At 66.3% G+C, this 21,272-nt stretch carries 20 protein-coding genes and 1 tRNA gene; 8 read left to right on the top strand and 13 right to left on the bottom strand.

Annotation, left to right across the window (positions count from 1 at the left end):
- Nucleotides 1-100: 100 nt before the first annotated feature.
- The 6 genes from VB738_RS07750 to VB738_RS07775 form a co-directional block, all read right to left on the bottom strand.
- Complete coding sequence (locus VB738_RS07750; RefSeq protein ID WP_323305205.1) at nt 101-3,223, bottom strand: type I restriction endonuclease subunit R; 3,123 nt, start codon at nt 3,221-3,223, stop codon at nt 101-103.
- Nucleotides 3,220-4,161: a DUF4268 domain-containing protein gene (locus tag VB738_RS07755; protein WP_323305206.1), complete on the bottom strand. Its 942-nt coding sequence runs from the start codon at nt 4,159-4,161 to the stop codon at nt 3,220-3,222. The genes VB738_RS07750 and VB738_RS07755 overlap by 4 nt, the downstream gene beginning before the upstream one ends.
- A complete protein-coding gene (locus VB738_RS07760) occupies nt 4,158-5,477 on the bottom strand; it encodes a restriction endonuclease subunit S (RefSeq protein ID WP_323305207.1) in 1,320 nt (439 codons plus the stop codon). Before VB738_RS07760 ends, VB738_RS07755 begins: the two co-directional genes overlap by 4 nt.
- On the bottom strand, nt 5,474-7,252 hold the full coding sequence (locus tag VB738_RS07765; protein WP_323305208.1) for a class I SAM-dependent DNA methyltransferase: 1,779 nt from the start codon (nt 7,250-7,252) through the stop codon (nt 5,474-5,476). Before VB738_RS07765 ends, VB738_RS07760 begins: the two co-directional genes overlap by 4 nt.
- Nucleotides 7,253-7,320: 68 nt before the next feature.
- Complete coding sequence (locus VB738_RS07770; RefSeq protein ID WP_323305209.1) at nt 7,321-7,503, bottom strand: hypothetical protein; 183 nt, start codon at nt 7,501-7,503, stop codon at nt 7,321-7,323.
- Nucleotides 7,504-7,568: 65 nt separating this feature from the next.
- A complete protein-coding gene (locus VB738_RS07775; protein ID WP_323305210.1) occupies nt 7,569-7,967 on the bottom strand; it encodes a hypothetical protein in 399 nt (132 codons plus the stop codon).
- A 345-nt stretch (nt 7,968-8,312) separates the two neighbouring features.
- On the opposite strand from VB738_RS07775, the gene VB738_RS07780 reads away from it, so the two are divergent.
- The 3 genes from VB738_RS07780 (at nt 8,313) to VB738_RS07790 (ending at nt 9,373) form a co-directional block, all read left to right on the top strand.
- Nucleotides 8,313-8,474, top strand: coding sequence for a PCP reductase family protein (locus tag VB738_RS07780; protein WP_254947928.1), 162 nt, complete (start codon nt 8,313-8,315; stop codon nt 8,472-8,474).
- Nucleotides 8,475-8,518: 44 nt separating this feature from the next.
- Nucleotides 8,519-8,716: a hypothetical protein gene (locus tag VB738_RS07785; protein WP_015109473.1), complete on the top strand. Its 198-nt coding sequence runs from the start codon at nt 8,519-8,521 to the stop codon at nt 8,714-8,716.
- Nucleotides 8,717-9,034: 318 nt separating this feature from the next.
- Nucleotides 9,035-9,373, top strand: coding sequence for a DUF565 domain-containing protein (locus tag VB738_RS07790; RefSeq protein WP_323305211.1), 339 nt, complete (start codon nt 9,035-9,037; stop codon nt 9,371-9,373).
- Between the two features lie 33 nt (nt 9,374-9,406).
- On the opposite strand, the gene VB738_RS07795 is transcribed toward VB738_RS07790, so the two are convergent.
- Both VB738_RS07795 and VB738_RS07800 read right to left on the bottom strand, forming a co-directional pair.
- Nucleotides 9,407-10,417, bottom strand: coding sequence for an aspartate carbamoyltransferase catalytic subunit (locus VB738_RS07795; RefSeq protein WP_323305212.1), 1,011 nt, complete (start codon nt 10,415-10,417; stop codon nt 9,407-9,409).
- The gene (locus VB738_RS07800; RefSeq protein WP_323305213.1) at nt 10,414-11,094 is read right to left on the bottom strand and encodes a DNA-3-methyladenine glycosylase; all 681 of its coding nucleotides are present in this window, start codon (nt 11,092-11,094) and stop codon (nt 10,414-10,416) included. Before VB738_RS07800 ends, VB738_RS07795 begins: the two co-directional genes overlap by 4 nt.
- Nucleotides 11,095-11,223: 129 nt before the next feature.
- Here VB738_RS07800 and VB738_RS07805 point away from each other — a divergent pair, with 129 nt between their 5' ends.
- Nucleotides 11,224-11,361, top strand: coding sequence for a hypothetical protein (locus VB738_RS07805; protein ID WP_015109478.1), 138 nt, complete (start codon nt 11,224-11,226; stop codon nt 11,359-11,361).
- An 8-nt stretch (nt 11,362-11,369) separates the two neighbouring features.
- On the opposite strand, the gene VB738_RS07810 is transcribed toward VB738_RS07805, so the two are convergent.
- Nucleotides 11,370-11,666: a DUF6679 family protein gene (locus tag VB738_RS07810; RefSeq protein ID WP_323305214.1), complete on the bottom strand. Its 297-nt coding sequence runs from the start codon at nt 11,664-11,666 to the stop codon at nt 11,370-11,372.
- A 70-nt stretch (nt 11,667-11,736) separates the two neighbouring features.
- Between VB738_RS07810 and VB738_RS07815 the strand changes: the two genes are divergently transcribed.
- Both VB738_RS07815 and gatC read left to right on the top strand, forming a co-directional pair.
- Nucleotides 11,737-12,555, top strand: coding sequence for a creatininase family protein (locus VB738_RS07815; RefSeq protein WP_416233165.1), 819 nt, complete (start codon nt 11,737-11,739; stop codon nt 12,553-12,555).
- 48 nt (nt 12,556-12,603) lie between these two features.
- Nucleotides 12,604-12,897 carry an Asp-tRNA(Asn)/Glu-tRNA(Gln) amidotransferase subunit GatC gene (gatC, locus tag VB738_RS07820; protein ID WP_254947933.1) on the top strand — a complete coding sequence of 98 codons (294 nt, stop codon included), beginning with the start codon at nt 12,604-12,606 and terminating at the stop codon, nt 12,895-12,897.
- Here the strand turns inward: gatC and crtR are convergent.
- From crtR to VB738_RS07835, 3 genes are all read right to left on the bottom strand, one after another.
- On the bottom strand, nt 12,894-13,913 hold the full coding sequence (gene crtR / locus VB738_RS07825; protein WP_323305215.1) for a beta-carotene hydroxylase: 1,020 nt from the start codon (nt 13,911-13,913) through the stop codon (nt 12,894-12,896). The two genes, gatC and crtR, sit on opposite strands and share 4 nt — an antisense overlap.
- 85 nt (nt 13,914-13,998) lie before the next feature.
- Nucleotides 13,999-15,549: an alpha/beta hydrolase family protein gene (locus tag VB738_RS07830; RefSeq protein ID WP_323305216.1), complete on the bottom strand. Its 1,551-nt coding sequence runs from the start codon at nt 15,547-15,549 to the stop codon at nt 13,999-14,001.
- 91 nt (nt 15,550-15,640) lie between these two features.
- Nucleotides 15,641-15,722: transfer RNA gene (locus VB738_RS07835), tRNA-Leu, on the bottom strand.
- Nucleotides 15,723-15,817: 95 nt separating this feature from the next.
- Between VB738_RS07835 and VB738_RS07840 the strand changes: the two genes are divergently transcribed.
- Together VB738_RS07840 and ileS are read left to right on the top strand one after the other, a co-directional pair.
- Complete coding sequence (locus VB738_RS07840; protein WP_323305217.1) at nt 15,818-16,468, top strand: Ycf66 family protein; 651 nt, start codon at nt 15,818-15,820, stop codon at nt 16,466-16,468.
- A gap of 25 nt (nt 16,469-16,493) precedes the next feature.
- Entirely contained in the window at nt 16,494-19,433 is a 2,940-nt protein-coding gene (gene ileS / locus VB738_RS07845; RefSeq protein ID WP_323305218.1) for an isoleucine--tRNA ligase, read from the top strand.
- Between the two features lie 35 nt (nt 19,434-19,468).
- Here ileS and VB738_RS07850 read toward each other — a convergent pair whose 3' ends face one another.
- Nucleotides 19,469-21,256, bottom strand: a complete 1,788-nt coding sequence (locus tag VB738_RS07850) for a glycosyltransferase family 2 protein (protein WP_323305219.1) — start codon at nt 21,254-21,256, stop codon at nt 19,469-19,471.
- Nucleotides 21,257-21,272 lie beyond the last annotated feature (16 nt).

The raw sequence follows: 21,272 nt of genomic DNA on the forward strand, positions 1-21,272 counted from the left end.
TATGAAGTAATCTACACATGCCAAAAGGACGATGCGTTCTCATTGCTCAATCGTGGCCTTGATGGCTAACGCCCCGGGGAAGTTGGTGTGTGGCAATAAATTAGCAGTAGTCGTTAAGGCCAGCCCGCTCCCTAAGCGCCTCATACAAACCAGCGTTGTTCAGAAGGAGGCTTTTCAGTCCAGCCTGTTTGGCTGGCTGATTCAAGACCTGTGTGCTCATAAGTGCGTGGGCATCAAGAGCGTTGATTACGGCATTAATCTGCTCTGTAGTGAGATCTGGTGAGTTACTGAACTGCTCCTTGGTGTTGCTAACTGCTTGCTCCTGCAGCCGGTCCGACTCAAGCAACTTCTCCTTAATCACATAGACGTAGGCAAGCTTGTCGGAATCAGTGAGCTCGCCCTCGAACAGATCGTTGACCTTGGCGATGATCTCCTCTAGCAGGGCCTTCTGTTTCTCCTGCACCTGGCCGGTGCCTGTCTCGGTCATCGGCTGGAGCTTGGTGGCTTCGCCTTCACCGAGATTCAGGTTCTGTTTGCCTAGCTTCCTGAGGTTGTGGTGGGTGAGCACCACCTTGGATAGATCCACGGTTTCCCGCTCACGGCCGAACTCCAGCAGAGGCAGCAGGCGCTTGTAGAAGATCGAGCGCATCTCCACTCCAGTGCTGCCGTAGTCGAAGATCTGGGAGAGGAAGGTGTAGAGCCTCAGGAAGGCACCCATGTCGGACTTGAACATCGTCAGGGCGTTCAGCTCGTCTTCCGCGTCCTTGATGACACTGGCATCCCCCAGCTCCTTACCAACGGAGAGGGCGTTCTGAGCAGCCTTGAACTTCTTGAGCAGCCGATCCGCCACAGGCTCCAGGGCCTTGGCTAGCTCGCTCTGCTTGCCGTTGGGGTCCAGCTCCACCTTGACCACCCGCTCCACCTCGAAGTCGTCGTAGTGGCCGGCCGCATCGAGCTTGGCCCGGAGATCGAACACCAGGTTGGGGTCAGTGGTGCCGGCCAGCTCAGCGGTTTCGTAGAAGGTCTTGAAGGCTGCGAGGATCTCGGCGGGTTCGTTCACGAAGTCCACCACGAAGGTGTCCTCCTTGCCGGGGTGGCAGCGGTTGAGCCGCGAGAGAGTCTGCACCGCCTGGATGCCAGCCAGCCGCCGGTCCACGTACATCCCGCACAGCAGCGGCTGATCGAAGCCGGTTTGGAACTTGTTGGCCACCAGCAGGATCTGGTAATCGCCGGTGTCGAAGGCCTCGCGGATACCTTGACCCTTGAGGCCAGGGTTGAGGGCGGAGCTGGTCTCGGTGAAGTCGTCGGGGCCGCTCTCCTTGTCGCTCACCGAACCGGAGAAGGCCACCAGAGTGCCGATGCCGTAGCCCTTCTCCTTGATGTATTTCTCGATCGCCAGCTGCCACCGCACCGCCTCCAGACGGCTGGCCACCACCACCATCGCCTTGGCGGTGCCATTGAGCAGGGGGGCTATGAACTCCAGGAAGTGCTCGACAACGATCTGCACCTTCTGGGAGATGTTGTAGGGGTGGAGCCTGACCCAGCCCATGATCTTCTTGAGGGCGGCGCTTTTCTCCACCTCGGCTTCGTCGTAGCTGGCGCCGTTGTGGGCCAGGCGGAAGGCCAGCTTGTAGCTGGTGTAGTTGCGCAGCACGTCGAGGATGAAGCCCTCCTCGATCGCCTGGCGCATCGAGTAGACGTGAAACGGCTCGGGCTTGTTGGTGTCGCTGGCTGGCTCGGCTGGGTTGGGACGCCTGCCGAACAACTCCAGCGTCTTGGCTTTGGGGGTTGCGGTGAAGGCCACAAAGGTGATGCCGCTCTCCTTGGCGCGGGCAGCCATCTGGGCGGCCAGCACGTCGTCCATGCTCACCTCGCCGCCGTCTTCGAGATCGGCCAGCTCCTCGGCACTGAGCACCGCCTTGAGCTTGGCGGCGGCCTCTCCGCTCTGGGAGCTGTGGGCCTCGTCGGCGATCACGGCGAAGCGTTTGCCCTGGGTGGCTGACAGCTCCCGCACGGCCGCCAGCGCAAAGGGGAAGGTCTGGATGGTGCAGACCACGATCTTCTTGTCCCCAGAGAGCGCCTCGGCCAACTTGCCGCTCTTGCTGCCGTCGGCGTTGGTGATGCTGGCCACCACCCCGGTGGTGCGCTGGAAGTCGAACAGGGCCTCCTGCAGCTGGCTGTCGATCACATTGCGGTCGGAGACCACCAGCACCGTGTCGAACACCTTGCTGTGGTCTGCGCTGTGCAGCTCAGCCAGGAAGTGGGCGGTCCAAGCGATCGACTTGGTTTTGCCGGAGCCGGCGGAGTGCTGCACCAGGTACTTACTGCCCGCACCCTCGGCCAGCACGGCGGCCTGGAGCTTGCGGGTGGCATCGAGCTGGTGGTAGCGGGGGAAGACCATCTCCTTGATCTGCTTCTTCTTGTCGCGGCTGGCCACCAAGTAGCGGCCGAGGATCTCCAGCCAGCTGTGGCGCTCCCACACCTCCTCCCACAGGTAGCCGGTGCGGTAGCCGCGCTCGGGGTCGAGGGGGTTCCCAGCCCCGCCTTCGTCGCCCCGGTTGAAGGGCAGGAATCTGGTGTCGGATCCGATGAGCTTGGTGGTCATCTTCACCTCACGGGTACTCACCGCGAAATGCACCAGGGCGCCGCTGGGGAACGTCAGCAGCGGTTCGGGGTTCTGCCCCTTTGGCCGGGGGTTCCGATCGAAGCGGTACTGATCCACCGCGTCGTCGATCGACTGGGTGAAGTCGGTCTTGAGTTCGGCAGTGGCCACAGGGATGCCATTGAGGAACAGCACCAGGTCGATGCTGTTCTCGTTGTGGGTCGAGTACCGCAGCTGACGCACCACCCGTAGACGGCTGGCGGCGTAGCGGCTGAGGATCTCGGGATTGAGGGCCAGGGCCGGCTTGAACTGGGCCAGCTGCAGCGGTTTCTTGAGGCCCAGCAGCTCGATGCCCTGCCGGAGGACATCAAGGGTGCCGCGCTGATCTAGCTGGGCCCGCAGGCGATTCAAGAGGGTGTCGGTGGCAGTTGAGCCATGGTTCTTCTGCAGCACCTCCCAGGCATCGGGCTGGGATTCCTGGACCCACGCCACCACGTCCGCAGGGAACAGGGCACGGGGCCTGTCATAGGCCTGATAGTCCCCATCGGCGTAGAGCCAGCCATGGGCTCCCAGATGCTGGGTGATCTCCACCTCGAACTTGATCTCGTGGTGGAGGTTCATTGGCTCACGGAGAGAGACTTCAGAACAGGCCTGAGAGCCTGTTCCAACTCATTCATCGCTGTGATCAGTTGGAATTGGATGTTGGGCCACTCCTCTTCAGGTGAGCGGTAGCCGCCGGGAAGATTGAGTCGGATTCGGCAAGCCTTCCGACCATCGAGCCTCTCCCAGGAGACAGGCAGGGAGATAGAGGCATCAATCGAAGCCTGAGATTCCTTTATTCGATCAAAAATTTGCTTGTTTTGCTCAGAGTCACCTGTTCCTAGATCGATGTACAGCTCAGCCGTACAGCTCTTCATGGTTACACTGTACCAATATCCAAACCCAGGAATTCCAGATGAAGCACCGAGCCAGGAACCAAATCCTGGAGTTATGTGCGCATGGAGCTTTGCGTCAGGATGGGAAACAAGTGCTGTCCACCATCTCTTGCGGATCTCATGGCGCTCTGACAGCTCTTGCTTGGCTCGACCAGTTTCTTTGGCCTCGACTGATGGCCCAACGATCAGGGTAAGCAGGGGCGCCGCAGGGGAATCGCCGATACGAACAGCTTCAACCTTCACTAGGTAGAAATCAGCATTGAGAGATTCGTTGAGCCATGCCATGGCTGCAACATGCTCAGGTCGTGGTTCGGAAACGATCCAGATTGCAGCGCGTGCACTCCTGGCTGTCAAATAAGTGATCAGTTTACCTAGGTGGTCGTGATCGCTTTTCTCAAGCTGGTTTTCAATCACATAGGTGATGCCGTCCTCGTCTTCAGCAACGAGATCAATGCTGAACGATCCAGCTGCCTGCTCTCGATCTGCCGTGATGAGGTTCAGATCTAAGGAGTCGTTGAGAACGTCAATGTTGTGCTGCAGCCATTGCGTGAAGTCGTAAGCCTCATGCTTCCAGACTTCACGAAGGGGAACCCTCTGGAGCTTTCCGATTGGTGAGTAAGTCATGCAGCTGCCTCCAAAGGGACCAGACCCCGCACATCGATTTGGCCGGTGACGGCCGATGAGATCAAGGCTGATCGGCGTTCTTGGAGGAGCGTGACAGCTTGTTGAGCCTGGGAACCGAGCAGGTCAAGTTGAGAAATTCGGAGTTCAATGGTCTGGAGAATGTCTGCCTGCTCTTCTTTAGGCGGGACTGGAATTATTAATTCAGCAGCAGTGGCAACATTGAAGTGCTGTTGTATCGCGCCTCCAGAACCAGATGAAAACTGTACTTTTGCAAAATCAGAGGCTAAGTACCATGAGAGAAAGAGGCTGCTCGTTAGGAATGGCTTTCGGATTATGATAAGGTCAACGCAATTGCAACCATCAAGATCGGATTCAATTACAGCAGTAGTGCCTGGCTGCCCAGAGCGAACTGCCACTAAGTCGCCAGTAGACAGCCTTGATTTCTCGTGAATCTTGTTAGCATTTTCAGAAATGAACACAAGATTTTCAAGGCGTATTTTCCCTTGGCTGACATTGAGGGATCGGAGAGCGGGAACTCCGTCATCTACATAATACTTTGATGGTTCTACAACGATGCCCACCGTTATTTGTGGGCTGACGTATTTTAGCTTCTTAATCTCCCAATGCTCCGGCACTTCCCCCAGCCACTCCACGCCTGAGTCCTTCATCGGCGCGTCTGGGTTCAGCCCCTTGGTGACGGCATAGGAGATGACGGCTTGGCGCTTCTCCTGGAGTAGCTCGATCAGCCGCTGCTGCTCGGCTATCAGTGCGTCGATCCTGGCGGTTTCGTGGTCGAGGAAGTTGACTATCGCTTGTTGCTCAGCCTTGGACGGAATGACCAGGGGCATTCTCTTTATGTCCCCGTACTTCATTGACTGCCTAAGTCCCCCTCCCATCGAGTAGAAGACCTTTGCCACGTCATACGCTCTAAGCAGATAGTTGAGATACCTAGAATCAATTCGCTTGGGCTCCAACGCAAGGTAAGCGGAGGTGATAATGCCCGTCTGAGTAACAAGTGCGGAGCGAAGGCTTCTCTTGTCGTTCTGTAAGTCGGTCAGCCGAAGCACAATGTCGCCAAGTCTCACGATCTGGTAAGTCTCGAAGGACTCAGGCAGTAGTCCGTCGGAGGTGTTGATGTCCTTGTTGACGATGCTGCCGTAGCTAAGAGAGAGGAGGTTGTCTTCCTTCATCCCCTTGTTGTCCTCGCCTCGCTCTCTCGCGGCCGCAAAGATGGGATTCCATTGCCAATGCTCAGGGACTTGGCAAATCCACGGAATTGGCACTTCTTTGTAGGCCGGATAGCGCGGAAAGCTCACGCCGTGAGCCCCCCAATCATCTTCAGGATCCGATCCGTCACTTGCTTCAGCTCAGCGTCGATCACCTCTAGGGGCCTGGGTGGGCTGAATACGTAGAAGTGCCGGTTGAAGGGGATTTCATAGCCCACCTTGGTCTTGTCGTGATCAATCCAGGCGTCCGGTACATGGGGCAGTACCTCCCGCTCGAAGTAGGTCTCCACGTCCTCTGAGAGCGGCACGTTCTCGGTATCGCGAAGGCTGGAGTCAGCCACCGGCTTGCCCTTCGCCTTGCCTTTCTGCCCCACCACCACCTTGCCCGCATCATCCCGCGTGGGCCGCTCGACCGTGATGGTGCGGTAGCCGAAGGCTTCATTGGGGAAGATTTTGCTGATCGGCCTTCCGTCTTTCTCGGCCTCCTCGAATCGCCCAAAAAGCTGGGTGATCTCCTCGATGTGCTCAGGGCTCAGTTCCTTCCGTTTGCTCCCCAAGCTCTTGCGCATCTTCTGCCAGTAGCTGCTGGCGTCGATCAGCTGCACCTTGCCCTTGCGAGCCACCGGCTTGCGGTTGCTCAGGATCCAGATGTAGGTGCTGATTCCTGTGTTGTAGAACATGTCGGTGGGCAGGGCGACTATCGCCTCCACCAGGTCGTTCTCCAGCACGTAGCGGCGGATCTCGCTTTCCCCTGACCCCGCCCCACCAGTGAACAGGGGGGAACCGTTCAGCACGATCCCGAAGCGGCTGCCGCCATCCACGGCCGGGCGCATCTTCGAGATCAGGTGCAGCAGGAATAGAAGTGACCCATCGCTCACCCTGGGCAGGCCAGGACCGAAGCGCCCCTCAAAGCCCATCAGCTGGGCTTCCTTGCGGATGTCCTTCTCGATCTTCTTCCAGTCCACCCCGAACGGAGGGTTGGAGAGCATGTAGTCGAACTGCTTCTCCTGTAGGCCGTCGTCGTTGAGGGTGTTGCCGAAGATGATGTTACGGATGTCTTGGCCCTTGATCAGCATGTCGGCCTTGCAGATCGCATAGGACTCTGCGTTCAGCTCCTGGCCGTACATCACCAAACGGGCCTGGGGGTTGTGTTCCGCCAGGTACTCCTCACTGACGCTTAGCATCCCCCCCGTGCCCACCGCCGGGTCGTAGAGAGTCCGCACCACGCCAGGCTTGCTGAGGGCATTGTCGTCTTCGTTGAACAGCAGGTTCACCATCAGCCGGATCACCTCCCTGGGGGTGAAGTGTTCCCCAGCGGTCTCGTTCGATTCTTCAGCGAACTTGCGGATCAGCTCCTCGAACACCGTGCCCATCTGGGCGTTGCTCACCACCTCCGGGTGCAGGTCGATCCCGGCAAAGCGTTCGGTGACCAGGTACAACAGCCCGGCCTTGGCCAGCTTGTCGATCTGGGTGTGGAACTCGAAGCTCTCGAAGATGTCCAGCACCGCCGGGGAGAACGCCTGCATGTACGCCCGCAGGTTCTCTCCGATGTGGTCCTGGTCCCCCATCAGCCGCTTCATGTCGAGCGGTGAGGTGTTGTAGAAGAGCAACCCAGCCTTCTTCAGCAGGAAGGGCTCTGGGTTCAGACCGGCGTCCTCGCGCAGCTTCTTCTCGGCCAGCACCTCGGCCTTAGTGGCCTCCAGAACGCAGTCCAGCCGCCGCAGCACCGTGAAAGGCAGGATCACCTTGCCGAAGTCGCTGCGCTTGTAGTCGCCCCGCAGCAAGTCGGCGACCGACCAGATGAAGGAGGAAAGGTTGGTCGTGGTTCGCCCGTTCTCAGACTTTGTGGACTGCGCAGCCTGCATGAAATCCTGACGGGGCCTGGGATCTTGTCCCCAGTGACCCCGGAAAGGTAGCCGATCCTTCCACGCTTTCAGCCCTCGCCATGGTGGCCGTCACCACCAAGCCTGCACACCACCCCCGCCACCCTCGGGTAGCAGCAGGCTTGAGCCAACTCCTCAGGGCCGTTGAGCACGGGTACGTGCTCACCGGTGTGGGTGTCGATGCGTTCGAGGGGCCAGCCGTCGGGGTCGAGGTGCCACAGGAAGCGGCTCATTGTGGTGGAGCGACTGGCTACAGGGTTCCCCGTGGCGGTCGGGGAGCAGAGGTTGGCTCAGGCGCTTAATTCCAGCGGCAGTCGCCTTGGCGAAAACTGGTCTTAGGAGTCTTCCCCGGTTGCGGCATCAATATCGAAACAGAGCCGTAAACCTCTTTCAGCCTCTTCTCCTCGTGCAGGTCGATACCCCGCCATGTCACACCCATGACGCGGCAGACCCTGGTGCCCATGGGATCGCTGATCCGCGCAAACCCTTGTGAGCAGGCGTAGGACTCGGGATAGGACTGGCCAGGGGAGCAGCCGGAGAGGTTGCTGAAGATCACCCGGCGACCTTCCTGCCAGCGCCCGGGGTTGGCATTGAGCCACTGCTGGAAGCTGGCAGGCGTGAACTGGAAGGGAGCCGCCCAGCCAGCAACAGGCAACAGGGCGATGGCCAAGGCAAAGGGCAAGGAAGGGCTCTGCATGGCTTAGGAGGGCTTCTGAGGGGCTCCTAGGTGGCTCCTAGGGGCTGATGGCACCCCGCCAGCATCAGCCGGCCCCACAGGCCCTGCGGTTGGGCTGCGCACCATTACGGAAGGTGGAGAACAGGCGCGGCCTGTGGGTGCAGCTTTGGGTGCAGCGCTGGGTGCAATAGGCCGGGATCCCGAAAAATTCTCCCCAGTGATAGCAAGGGGTCTCAGCGATTCTCGCTCTAAACCCCCGTTTCCCCTATTCTCCATCCACCATTCTCCCCGGCCGGGTCTCCCGAGGTCCGTCAGGGTGTCCCAGCGCCCCCCGGCCCAGCACCGACCCGTCCCGATCAGCCGCCGATGAACTGGAGCAGCGACGCGGAAACCAGCCTGAAGGAAATCCCGTTCGTGGTGCGGCCGATCATCCGGCGGCGGATCGAGTCCCTGGCCCGCGAGGCCGGCCTCGACGGTGTGGATCTCGCCTTTTACCAGCAGGCCAAGGAGCGTTTCGGCAGGAAGTGAATCGGCGATGGGGTAAAAGAGGGGGTTGATCAGGGGCCCGCTCGATGTCGCAGTCCAAACGCGAACAGGTTGTCAGTCATCTGCGCTACATCCGCCAGGAGCTGCGGGAGATGCACCAGGGGGTGATGGAGGACGGCCTGCTGCCGGAGGCCGGTGAGGTGCGGGGTGTGATGGCCCAGATGGAGGCCCTGCTCGAGCTGCTGGAAGGCAAGGGATCCCGCAAGAAGGACGGGGACGGCTGAAGCGCGACGTCTGAGAACGACCACCCCACCCGTCAAGCCCCTGCAGGGACGCTCCGGTCAGCGGCTGCCCCCCCTTGCCCGACCCGCTGGAGATTGGTTTGCTGGTGTCGTCCCCATCACCCCGCCCGGGCCTCGGCCTCGGGCTTTTTTATTGGCATCCCCTATCGGTGGGGGGAAAATGCTGTCAAGACGCCAGAGATGGTGTAGACAAGAGATCGCAGGGATTGGGCCGGGTGATGGGGATCACCGCCAGCGGCTTTCCACCCTTGGGTGGTGAGCCCCCTGCTCCCCTTTCCACCCAGCGGCAGGTTCGCACCGTTGCCTCCCCGCTTCCAGCAGACCCGCTTCCAGCAGCGGATCACCCAGTCCGGCAACCTGCTGGAGGCCTGGGCCCAGAACCCCTGGCGTCGCCTTTCCCTGCTGCTGATCGTGCTGCTGGGCGGATTCGTGATCGGCGGCAGCGTCGGCTCGATCACCGGCGCCCTCTCCCTGTTCGATCCCCTCGGCGCCCTGGTGTGCGTCCTGGCCATCGAGCTGGCGGCGCGGCTGCGGGGCCGGCTGCTGGCCCAGCCGCTGAAGCTGCGGCTGCAGGTGCTGGACATGGCCCGCATGGGTCTGCTCTACGGCCTGCTGCTGGATGGCTTCAAGCTGCTCTGAGGGGTCGACACAGCCCTCAGGCCGGCTGAGCCCTCAGACGGCGGCGAGCAGATAGAGCAGGGCCATCCGGATCGGAATGCCGTTGCGGACCTGCTCCTCCACCAGGCTGCGGCCGGGATCGTCGAGCAGCTCGCCGGCGATCTCCACCCCCCGGTTCACCGGGCCCGGGTGCAGCACCGGCACGGCGTCACCGCAGAGGGACAGGCGCCGGTGGCTGAGGCCGTACTGGCGATGGTAGGTGTCCAGGCTGGTGAGCAGGTGCTGCTGCATCCGCTCCTTCTGCAGGCGCAGGGTCATGACGGCATCGGCGCCGGGCAGGGCCTCCTCCAGGCGCCGCTCGACCCGCACCCGGCCCCGGGCGGCCACCGGGTCGGCCCCCTGGCCCGGCGGCGGGGCCAGCACGAAGTCGGCGAAGCAATCGGGCAGCAGGGTGGCCGGCCCGCAGAGCACCACGTCGGCGCCGCAGGCGGTGAGGGCCCAGAGGTTGGAGCGGGCCACCCGGGAATGGAGCACGTCGCCGACGATGACGATGCGGCGGCCCCGCAGGCTCTCGGGGGAGGGGGCCTCGGGTTCGAAGTGGCGCGCCAGGGTGAACAGGTCGAGCAGGCCCTGGCTGGGATGGCTGTGCAGGCCATCACCGGCGCTGAGCACCGACACTTTCTCCCCGCACCGGTCGAGGTCGCGGGCGAGGCTGTGGGGCACCCCGGCGCAGCGGTGGCGCACCACCAGGATGTTGGCGCCCATGGCCACGTAGGTGCGGGCGGTGTCCAGCAGGCTCTCCCCCTTGCTGAGGGAGCTCGACGACGGCGAGAAGCTCTGCACCTCGGCCGAGAGCCGTTTGGCGGCCAGCTCGAAGCTGCTGCGGGTGCGGGTGCTGGGCTCGAAGAACAGGCTGGTCATCAGCCGGCCCTGCAGGGCGGGCAGGCGGCGCGCCCCAGCCACGGGCAGGGCCCGGAAGCGCTGGGCCAGTTCGAGAACGGTGGCGAAGTCGTCGACCGAGAAGGACGCCAGGTCGAGCACGTGGCGGTGACTCCAGCCGCTCAAGGCGTTCTGCTCCCGTCGAACGCCCCAACCGTAGAGGCCAGCAGGGAGGCGAGCCGGTCGTGTCGGGGCGTGCGGTCGCCGCGGGCCCGCCGGCTGACGCTGCGGCTGGCACGCAGGTACCAGCGCCAGAGCAGCTCCTGCCCCTGGGAGACGCCGATGCGCTGGGTCTGCAGCAGTGGCGCGGCTTCCGCCGGCCCCGGCTCCTCCAGCAGCGCCGCCAGCGCGGGCGGCCGCGCGGCCAGCCACAGGCCCGAGGCCGGCGCGGCGATCCGGCCGTCCTGACGGCGGTCGATGGCGAAGCAGCGGGCCAGCAGCCCGGGGCCTGCCGCCGCCCGCTCCGGTGCCCCCGGCAGGGCGACCGCCCGCAGCAGCACCCCGTTGGCCCAGTCGCGCCGGCCGGTGACCACGTTGACGCAATGGTGCACGCCGTAGGTCAGGTACACGTAGAAGCGGCCGGGCTCCCCGAAGAGGGTGTCGTTGCTCGCCGAGCGGCGGCGGTGGCCGTGGCAGGCCGGCTCGCTCTGGCAGTAGGCCTCGGTTTCGACGATCACGCCCCACAGCAGGGCGCCGGACGGCAGGCGCCGCAGCAGCAGGCCGCCGATGAGCTCCGGAGCCACCAGCTCGGCGGGGCGGGCGAAGAAGGACGGTTGGAGGGCGGCGGCCTCAGGGGCGTTCACAGACAGCACCGCAGCGGAATGGTGCGAGGAAGCGAACCGTGGTCACGCCAGGCCCGCCGAGGGGGCAGCGCGGGGCCACAGTGGTGGCAGCCCAGAGTCGCAACGGGCCCGCCGATCAACGGATCAACCATGGAAACCGCCAGCTTCAACCTCGGCACCGTCCTGCTGGCCGTCAGCGGCCTGTTCGTGCTCACCACCCTGTTCTTCGGCACCAAGGGCGGCTACTACGACACCGACGACTACGACGGCAACGGCACCGCCCACTGAGCCAGGGATCAGGAACGGCCGAGCCGTTCGGCCTCGGGACAATCGCCGGTGGTGGGCAGGTCGTCGGCATCGGCGGAACGGCTCACCGAGGCCAGGCGGGTGCTGACCGCACCGATCGAGGCCAGCCGGACGCTCTCCTCCCAGCTGTGGCGCTCATCACCGTCCTCGTCGTCGTAGCGGAGGGTGACCAGGTCACCCTCGATCTCCACCACCAGGGCCCTCTCGATCAGGCGCTGCTGGTCGACCAGATAGACCCAGACCGGCCGCTGTTCGAGCCGAAATCGGTCGAGCTTGCGATGCAGCATCGTGACGCCGCGGATAGGGTCGATCCTAGGCAGCACGGCGCCGGCCGCCATGTTCACCATGACCCGATCGATGCCCAGCACCGCCCCAGGCCCCAGCACGGTTCCGGGCCCCGTCGCCAGCACCGAGGCGATCCGGCTGCAGCTGCGCAGCTGGCCCGAGGTGGAGGACTACCTGAGCCGCTGCCGGGGGGTGATCGTGCCGCTGGGCTCCACCGAGCAGCACGGGCCCACCGGCGCCATCGGCACCGACGCCCTCACCGCCGAGGCCGTGGCCCTGGAGGTGGGTCGCCGCACCGGGGTGCTGGTGACCCCCGCCCAGGCCTTCGGCATGGCCGAACACCATCTGGGCTTCGCCGGCACCATCAGCCTGCAGCCCTCCACCCTGCTGGCCGTGCTCCATGACGTGGTGCTCTCGCTGGCGCGCCACGGCTTCGAGCGCATCTACGTGATCAACGGCCACGGCGGCAACATCGCCACCGCCCGGGCCGCCTTCGCCCAGGCCTACGGCACGGCCGCCTCCCGCGGGCTGCCTGGCGCCGAGCGGCTGCGCTGCCGTCTGGCCAACTGGTTCACCGCCGGCCCGGTGATGCGGGAGGCCCGCGATCGCTATGGCGAGCGGGAGGGGCACCATGCCACCCCCAGCGAGATCGCCCTCACCCTGCACCTGGAGCCCAGCCTCACCGCCAAGCAGCGGCCCCTGCCGGAGGCGGCCCCCGCCGGACCGATTCACGGCCCCGAGGACTTCCGCCGCCGCCACCCCGACGGCCGCATGGGCTCCGACCCGTTCCTGGCCAGCGCCGAGGACGGGGCCCGCTTCCTGGAGCTGGCGGCGGCGGCCCTGGCCGACGACCTGGCCGACTTCCTGGGGCCGGACGGGGAGGCCGGCTGAGGCGGCGAGGGCCGCGGCTAGGTTCGGACGACGATGACGAGCGCGACGATGGAGCGGATCACGGCCGACGATGTCCGCAAGGTGGCCCAGCTGGCCCGCCTGGCCCTGCCCGAGGAGCGGATCGCCACCTACACCGTTCAGCTGGAGCGGATCCTCGATTACGTCGCCCACCTCGAGCAGGTGGACACCGAAGGGGTGCCGCCGACCACCCGGGCCGTGGAGGTGGTCAATGTGACCCGGCCCGACGCGGTGGACCCCACCCCGGTGCGGGAGGAGCTGCTCTCCCTGGCGCCCCAGCGGGAGGGCGATTTCTTCCGCGTACCCAGGATCCTGGGCGACTAGCGCACGGGCGCGATGGCGGTGCGGTGCAGCAGTTCAAGCACCCGCCGCCGGGCATGGCGGGTGGGCATCAGCCGGACCAGGGGGCGCAGACGGCTGCGGCGCTTTTTATGGGAGCGCACGCCGAGGAAGATGTCGTAGAGGAAGTTGAGGCTGTCGGCGCGGCTCTCGAACAGCCCGAGCCGCTGGGGCGAACCCTTGGCATCAAGAATCGGCTTTGTGGCGTGATACGCCGGCTGATATTCGAACCAGGGGATCGACGGCCAGAGGTGGTGGATCAGGTGATAGTTCTGGCCCATGATCAGCCAGTTCATCAGCCTGCTGGGATAGACGCGGGCGTTGTGCCAGCGGTTGCGGGACTGGAAGGGTCGGTGGGGGAGATAGTCGAAGAACAGACCGAGGGTGACGCCCACCATCAGGGCCGGAGCGAACCAGCAGTTGAAGACGAACGGCAGGAAGTTATGCCGGGCGGCCGCCACCACGATCAGGACGAAGATGGTGCGGGCCAGGATCCATTCGAACAGCTCGTTGTGGCGCCAGAGGCGATGGCGGAAGAAGAAGACTTCGTGATAGAAGAAGCGCGGTGCGATCAACCACAGGGGCCCGAAGGTGCTGACGATGTGGTCGGGATCGAGCTTGGGGTCATTGACGTGGGCGTGGTGCTGCAGATGCACCCGGGTGAAGACCGGGAAGCTGAAGCCCAGCAGCAGGGCGGCGCCATGGCCCATCACCGCGTTCCAGATGCGGTTGGGATGGGCGGCGTTGTGGCAGGCGTCATGGATGACGGTGCCCTCCAGATGCAGGGCCAGGAAACCCAGGGCCAGCAGGGCCGGCAGGGGCCAGCCGCCCACGAACCAGCCCCAGATCGTCAGGGCCGCCAGGCCGTACCCCGCCAGGAACAGGCCCACCGTGGGGTTCCAGGCGGCGGGGGGATCCAGGTACTCCCTGGGGACACTGAGTCGCGGCACGGGTGTGGTGGCGGCCACGGGGGCGGACGTGGGTGCCAGCGTGTCTGTCATGGCCTGGGCCAGGTCCGGATCCCCGAGGGAGGCCCCAGATTACGGAACCCGCACCGGTGGCGCGACAGTGACGGCACCGGGGCGTTCACGGCAGTTCGCCTGTGATCGGCAGGCTGCGGAGGGTGGTGGTGATGTCCACGAGGGGGAACTCCGTGTCTCCCCAGCCATCGGGGGGCAGCAGGGGCGGGGCACTGGGGCCCGGGGCAGCGGCGGCACCGGCGGCGAAGGCGCCGTCGGTCCAGGCCAGCAGCAGACCCCGCAGGGCCCCGCCGCCGTTCTCGAAGTGGGAGCGCAGGTTGAAGTGGTCGCCATCCCTGGCCAGCACCAGCCGATGGCCGCCACCCACGTTGCGGGCTTCCCCGGCCATGGGTCGGAGGGCCTCCGGCCCTGAGGGCACCACCCAGTCGCGGCTGCCGCTCACCAGCAGCACCCGGCCGTTCATGGCGCGGGCCGAACCCTGGTCGAACAGCAGCGACATCGGCGGGCTGACCGCCACCACCGCCCTCACCCGGGGGTCGGCCAGGCCGGCCTGGTCGGCGGAGGTGATGAAGCTGCACTGCAGCACCCAGCTGACGTTGCGGGCCGGATTTCTGACGTCGCCACAGAAGCGCTTGAGCAGGGCGGCACTGGGGCGCGCCCCGGCCAGCTGCAGCACCGTGGTGGCGCCGTAGGACTGGCCCATCGCCACCACGGTGTCGGTGCGGAGCCCCGCCGGCAGACCCAGGCTGCCGGCCGCGGCCGCATCGATCGCCGAGGTCATGTCCATCGGCCGCAGCCGCAGATCCTCCGGGCTGGGGGGCGGCATCTTGCCGGAGAGCATCGCCTGCTGCTGGGACTTGTCGCTGCCGGGGTGGCGGGGCAGCAGCACGGTGTAGCCATGGCTGGCCAGGTGCCGGCCCCAGCCCTCGAAGCTTTCGGGGTCGTCCCAGAGGCCGTGGGAGATCAGCACCAGGCGGCCGTTGGCGCCCGTCTCCGGCTGGATCGTGACCACCTGGAGCGGCTCGGGGCGGTGCTTCACGGGGATCGCCAGCTCCTGGCGTTTCACCGCCAGGGACCCCGCCTGGGCGAGGGCCGGGTCGATGCCGGCGGCGGGCAGGGTGGTGGCCAGGGCACTGCCCTGGCGCTGCTGGGTGGTGAGCCGATCGATGGCGAAGACCACCTGCTGCAGGTCCACCGAGGCGCTCTTGCCGGGCAGGGCCTCGAGCACATCCAGCAGGTTCAGCTGCCCCTTGGCGTGGCTGGTCGCCAGCGAGGCCGCCAGCTGGCTGGAGTCCATCGGCTGGGACACCCCCTCCACCACCACCAGGGAGGAGAGCAGCAGCAGCACCTGGTTGACCAGGGGTGAGCCCACCGACTGCTGGGCGAAGGCCTTGACCGGCAGGGGCAGGGGAGTCTGGAAGGCCTCCACCAGCCGACGACCGATCGCCCCGTCGGTGGCCCGGTCGAGCTCGGCCAGATCACTGTTGCCCGAGAGCAGGCTGCGCTGATCCCGGAGCTCCCTGACCTGGATGGTGAACGGCGTCTCGACCAGGGGCAGGCTGAGCTGGATCTCCTCGAGGGCCCAGGCGGGAGCCGCCGTCAGCAGTGCCCCCCCGCCCAGGAGAAGCGCCGTGAGGTGGCGGAAGGGGCGGGTCATGGGGGCCATCCTGATGATGAGAAGCGTAGGTGTGTCCTCGAAGACACCAGCTGCGTCTCTTCCCGCGTCGGGGGTTCCGGATCAGGGGGGATGCCCACCGGGGGACTTGAACCCCCACGACCTGAGCCACTGGAACCTAAATCCAGCGCGTCTACCAATTCCGCCAGGTGGGCGCCGGCTCGACTCTAGACAGGTTCCCCGGCGCCATTCGGCGGGATCGGCGCCCCGGTCGTCACCGCCCAGAATGGGAGGAGACGTCGCCGCGGACATGCTTGCCACCCTCGGAGGCTTCCTGGCCCTGCTGCTGGGGCTGCTGCTGCTGCTGCTGCCCCTGCTGGCCTCCGAACTGAGCCGGGCGAGGGATTCGGTGTGGGGGGCGGTGGTGTTGCTGCTGGGGCTGGTGCTCGTCACCAGCGCCGAGCGGCTCACGGGCGCCCCGATGCTGGCGGTGCTCTGCGGCGGCCTGCTGATCGGGCGCCTCGGTGTGGAGGTGGGCCAGGCCCGCTGGCGCCTGCTGAGCGAGGAGGAGCGGCAGCGGCTCTGGTCGTGGGAGCGCTGGCAGACCAGCCTCAGCCAGCTGGGGGCCTCCCTGGCCCAGCTGCTGCAACTGGCCCGTGGTGTGGTCAGCGGTCTGGGGGCCTGGGTGGCGGAGCGGCGTGCCGCCCGCCCCGCCGTCAGCAAACGCTGGGTGCGGCCCGAGGCGGATCCCCCGGAGGTGGCCGCCGTGGCAGAGGTGGCCGAAACCTCAGCCGCGGAACCTGAACCGGACGAGGAGCCGGTGCCGGACGACGGCCCGCTGGTGGTGGACGGCTTCGAGGCGATCGATGCCCTGCTGGAGCAGGCCGTGCCGGAGACACCGGAGACCGTCAGCCCGCCGGAGACCGCTGCCGCCGGGGAGGGTCTCGGCGAGGCGGGATAATCCAGCCTTCTCGCGCCCCGGCGACGTGACGGCAAGCCCGGCGTCCTACAAGGACACGCTCAACCTGCTGCAGACGCCCTTCGCGATGCGGGCCAACGCCCGGGTGCGGGAGCCGGAACTGCAGGCCTTCTGGAAGGAGCACGATCTCTACGGACGGCTGAGCCGCGGCAACCCGGGCGCCCCCTTCACCCTCCACGACGGCCCGCCGTACGCCAACGGCGCCCTGCACGTGGGCCATGCCCTCAACAAGATCCTCAAGGACATCATCAACAAACACGCCCTGCTGCAGGGGAGGCGGGCCCGCTTCGTGCCGGGCTGGGACTGCCACGGCCTGCCGATCGAACTGAAGGTGCTGCAGGGCCTGGGCAGCGAGGAGCGGCGGCAGCTCACCCCCATCGACCTGCGGCGCCGGGCCCACGCCTATGCCCTCGAGCAGGTGGAGGCCCAGAAGGGCGGCTTCCGGCGCTGGGGCATCTGGGCCGACTGGGACGCGCCCTACCTGACGCTTCAGAAGTCGTATGAGGCGGCCCAGATCGGTGTCTTCGGAAAGATGGTGCTGGCCGGCCACATCTACCGGGGCCTCAAACCGGTGCACTGGAGCCCCAGCTCCCGCACCGCCCTGGCCGAGGCCGAGCTGGAGTACCCCGACGGCCACACCTCCCCCAGCGTCTATGTGGCCTTTCCGGTGGTGGAGCTGCCGGAGCCGCTGGCCGGGCTGCTGGCGGCCGCCGGCATCGCCGGGCCTACCGATGCGGCCCATCGGGAGCAGCTGTTCGTGGCCATCTGGACCACCACCCCCTGGACCCTGCCGGCCAACCTGGCGGTGTCGGTCAATGGCCAGCTCGATTACGCCATCTGCCGCGACGGCACCACCAACGGCGGCACGCCCCGCTACCTGGTGGTGGCCGCCCAGCTGGTGGAGCAGCTGCGCACCAGCCTGGAGCGCCCGCTCGAACCCCTGCTCACCCTCAAGGGGGCCCAGCTGGAGGGGATCCAGTACCGCCATCCGCTGCTGGATCGCACCAGCCCGGTGGTGATCGGCGGCGACTACATCACCACCGAGACCGGCACCGGCCTGGTGCACACGGCCCCGGGCCACGGGGTCGATGACTTCCACACCGGCAACAAGTACGGCCTGCCGGTGCTCTGCCCGGTGGATGAGGCCGGCACCCTCACCGCCGAGGCGGGCCCCTTCGCCGGGCTCAACGTGCTCAAGGACGCCAACCCGGCGATCATCACCGCCCTGCGGGACGCCGGCCTGCTGCTGGCCGAGCAGCGCTACGAGCACCGCTATCCCTACGACTGGCGCACCAAGAAACCGACCATCTTCCGGGCCACCGAACAGTGGTTCGCCTCCGTGGACGGCTTCCGGGCCCAGGCCCTGGAGGCGATCGCGGCGGTGGAGTGGCTGCCGTCCAGCGGCCGCAACCGCATCGAGGCGATGGTGCGGGACCGGGGCGACTGGTGCATCTCCCGCCAGCGTTCCTGGGGAGTGCCGATCCCGGTCTTCTATCACCGCGAGACGGGCGAGGTGCTGCTCAACGCCGACACCCTGGCCCACGCCGAAGCGCTGATCGCCGAGCACGGCGCCGATGTCTGGTGGGAGCGGGACGAGGCGGGCCTGCTGCCGCCGGCCTGGGCCGACCAGGCCGACCAGTGGCGCAAGGGCACCGACACGATGGATGTCTGGTTCGACTCGGGCTCCTCCTGGGCCGCCGTGCTGGAGGGACGCGGTCTGGGCTGCCCCGCCGACCTCTATCTGGAGGGCTCCGACCAGCACCGCGGCTGGTTCCAGAGCAGCCTGCTCACCTCGGTGGCCGTGAACGGCCATGCCCCCTACCGCCGGGTGCTCACCCACGGCTTCACCCTCGATGAGAAGGGCCGCAAGATGAGCAAGTCGCTGGGCAACGTGGTGGACCCCGTTGTGTTGGTGGAGGGGGGCAAGAACGAGAAGCAGGAGCCGCCCTACGGCGCCGACGTGCTGCGGCTGTGGGTGAGCTCGGTGGATTACTCCGCCGACGTGCCCCTGGGGCCCGGGATCGTCAAACAGCTGGCGGACGTGTACCGCAAGGTGCGCAACACGGCCCGCTATCTGCTGGGCAACCTGCACGATTTCGTGCCCGCCGAGCATGCCGTGGCCATCGAGGACCTGCCCCTGCTGGATCGCTGGATGCTGCAGCGCACCGCCAGCCTGATCGAGGAGGTGAGTGCCGATTTCGAGCGCTTCGAGTTCTACCGCTTCTTCCAGGCCCTGCAGAACTTCTGCGTGGTGGATCTCTCCAACGTCTACCTCGACATCGCCAAGGACCGCCTCTATGTGAGTGCGGCCGGCGATGCCCGCCGCCGCAGCTGCCAGACCGTGCTGCACCTGGTGGTGGAGCGGCTGGCGGGGCTGATCGCGCCGGTGCTGTGCCACATGGCCGAGGACATCTGGCAGAACCTGCCCTACCCGGTGGCGGAGGCCTCGGTGTTCGAGCGGGGCTGGCCGACGGTGCCCCAGAGCTGGGCCGCCCCGGAGCTGCTGGCGCCGATGGAGCGGATCCTGGAGCTGCGCGCCCAGGTGAACCGGGTGCTGGAGGGCTGCCGGGGCCGGGGGGAACTGGGCGCTTCCCTTGAGGCCCAGGTGCAGCTGGAGCTGGCAGAGACGGCCGCGGAGGCGGCGTCGGAGGCCGGTCCCCTGCGGGAGGCCCTGGCCCTGGTGGAGGCCAGCCCCCACCCCGAGGTCGACAACCTGGCCGACTGGCTGCTGGTCTCGGCCCTGCGGGTCGGCGGGCCACCGCCGGCGGAGACCCTCCTGGCGGAGACCGAGGAGGAGGGGGTGCGGGTGCGGATCGCGCGGGCCGCCGGGACGAAGTGCGAGCGCTGCTGGCACCACGAGAGCGACATCGGCCAGCACCCCGACCATCCCACCCTGTGCGGGCGCTGCGTGGGGGTGCTGGAGCGCCAGGGGGCGGGGCCCGCCTGATCCGGCGCGATTCAGGCCGATCCGGCGGGACCGGTTCAGACCAGCCCGAAGGGCCTGAGGACCTTTTTGGCCGCCAGCTTGAGCGGCAGCGGAACGCCCCGTCTGGGGAGCTTGCGCACGAGGCGGGCCGCCAGCCGGCGCGAGCGCGTCGCCAGCGAATGGGACTCCAGCAGGGGATGGGGGGAGCGCTCCCGCAGCAGCTCGATCAGCCAGGCCTCCGCCGCCGGATCCTGGGAGCCCGGCTCCAGGGCGAGCTCCGCCAACCGGATGCGCTCGGCGAACTCCGCCACCATGGCGCTGTAGCCGCAGGCCTCGGCGACGGGCCCGTGGGCAGCGTGAACCCGGGCGAACTGCTTCAGCGACTTGCGCTCCAGCAGGGCGGCATGGTCGAGGAGGTCCTCGATCTCGTTGGCGATCCGCACGACGCTGGCCTGGGCACTGACGATCGGCAGTTCCTCGATCGCCGGCGGCGGTGCCTCGCGGGGACCCGCGGCGCTGGCGGCCGCGTAGGTGTGGGCGATGGCCTCCACCTTGCGGCCCACCAGCTCGCGCAGCAGGGCCCTGTTGCGCTCGGTGGGGGCCAGGTGCCGGCCGGAGCTGGTGTTGGCCATGTAGACGGCATGCAGCAGGGACGCCTTGACCAGATCGAAGGGGGCGCCGTGCACGACGAGCACACTGGCGGTGCGCACGAGATGCTCCGGGAAGGTCTTCTTGGAGCTCCGGAAAGAGCCGCCGTGCAGCTCGGCGGCGACATCGAACACCCGGTTCAGGGCCGCGATCTCCTGGGGGGAATGGCCCTGGGCCAGGCACTGCCGCACCAGCAGAGGAAAGGAGTGCACATAGGGATAGGCGTGGTTGTCCACGACCTCGGCATCCGCGACAGCGGGCGCCTGGGTGCGGGGGTGGACCAGCTCCATGCTGCCGATCTGGCGATTGAGGAAGGAGGTCATGCTCTGGAGGGAGCGCAGCTTCCACTTGCTGGAGAGGTGGGCCACATCCCGGGCCGCCAGCTCATGGCTCCAGCGGCGGCGGAAGGGCTCGATGTCGCAGAGCCAGTAGGGGGAGTGCTCGTTGGCGTAGACGTAGCTGACAACGGACTTCGGCTCGAAGATGACCCGGTAGTTCGCCTGCCGGGCCATCATGGCGATGTCGATGTGCTCATTCACCTGGAGGTAAGCCTCATCGAGGGGGCCCACTTCCCGGAGCATCGCCATGCTGAGCAGCATGCAATGGAACTCGCCGAAATCGGAATCGCCCCCCTGCAGAGAACCAACGATGCGGGAGGCTGGCGCATTGGCGAAGAGGTGCTCTTCGTTGTAGGCGATCTGGCCGTCTTGCTCCGAGAGATGGTTCTTGCCGCCGGCCATGTGGATGCGATCGGCTTCAAACTCCCCCATCAGGTAGAGGGGGAAAACAATGCCCGCTCCGGTGCGCTCCGCCGTGGCCACCAGGGTCTCGATCCAGCCCCTGGTGACGAGCACATCGTTGTCGATGAAGCACACATACTTGGTCGTCACCGACCGCAGCGCCTGGTTGCGCAGCTGGTTGGGGGTGCCGGGTGCCGCCGGGAACAGCATCAGCTCGCCGCGGGCCTGGGCCGCCTCCAGCTCCCGGCGCACCGAGGGCGGGGACTGGCTGTCGAGGTAGTGGAGGACGAAGGGGTAATCCCGGTGCTCGAGGATCGAGCACAGCGAACGGGTGGCCACGCTGTACCGCTCGCGGAAGACGACAACGACCGTGACCAGGGGGTGGGAGTCGACGCTGCGTGCGGGGGCGTTGCGTACGGGAGCGTCGCGTAGGCCGGGGCGCACGGGGGCGTCCATCAATAGCCAATCAAAA

It is taken from the genome of Cyanobium gracile UHCC 0139 (genome assembly GCF_034931325.1).
In the GTDB taxonomy this organism is placed as follows: Bacteria; Cyanobacteriota; Cyanobacteriia; order PCC-6307; family Cyanobiaceae; genus Cyanobium; species Cyanobium gracile_B.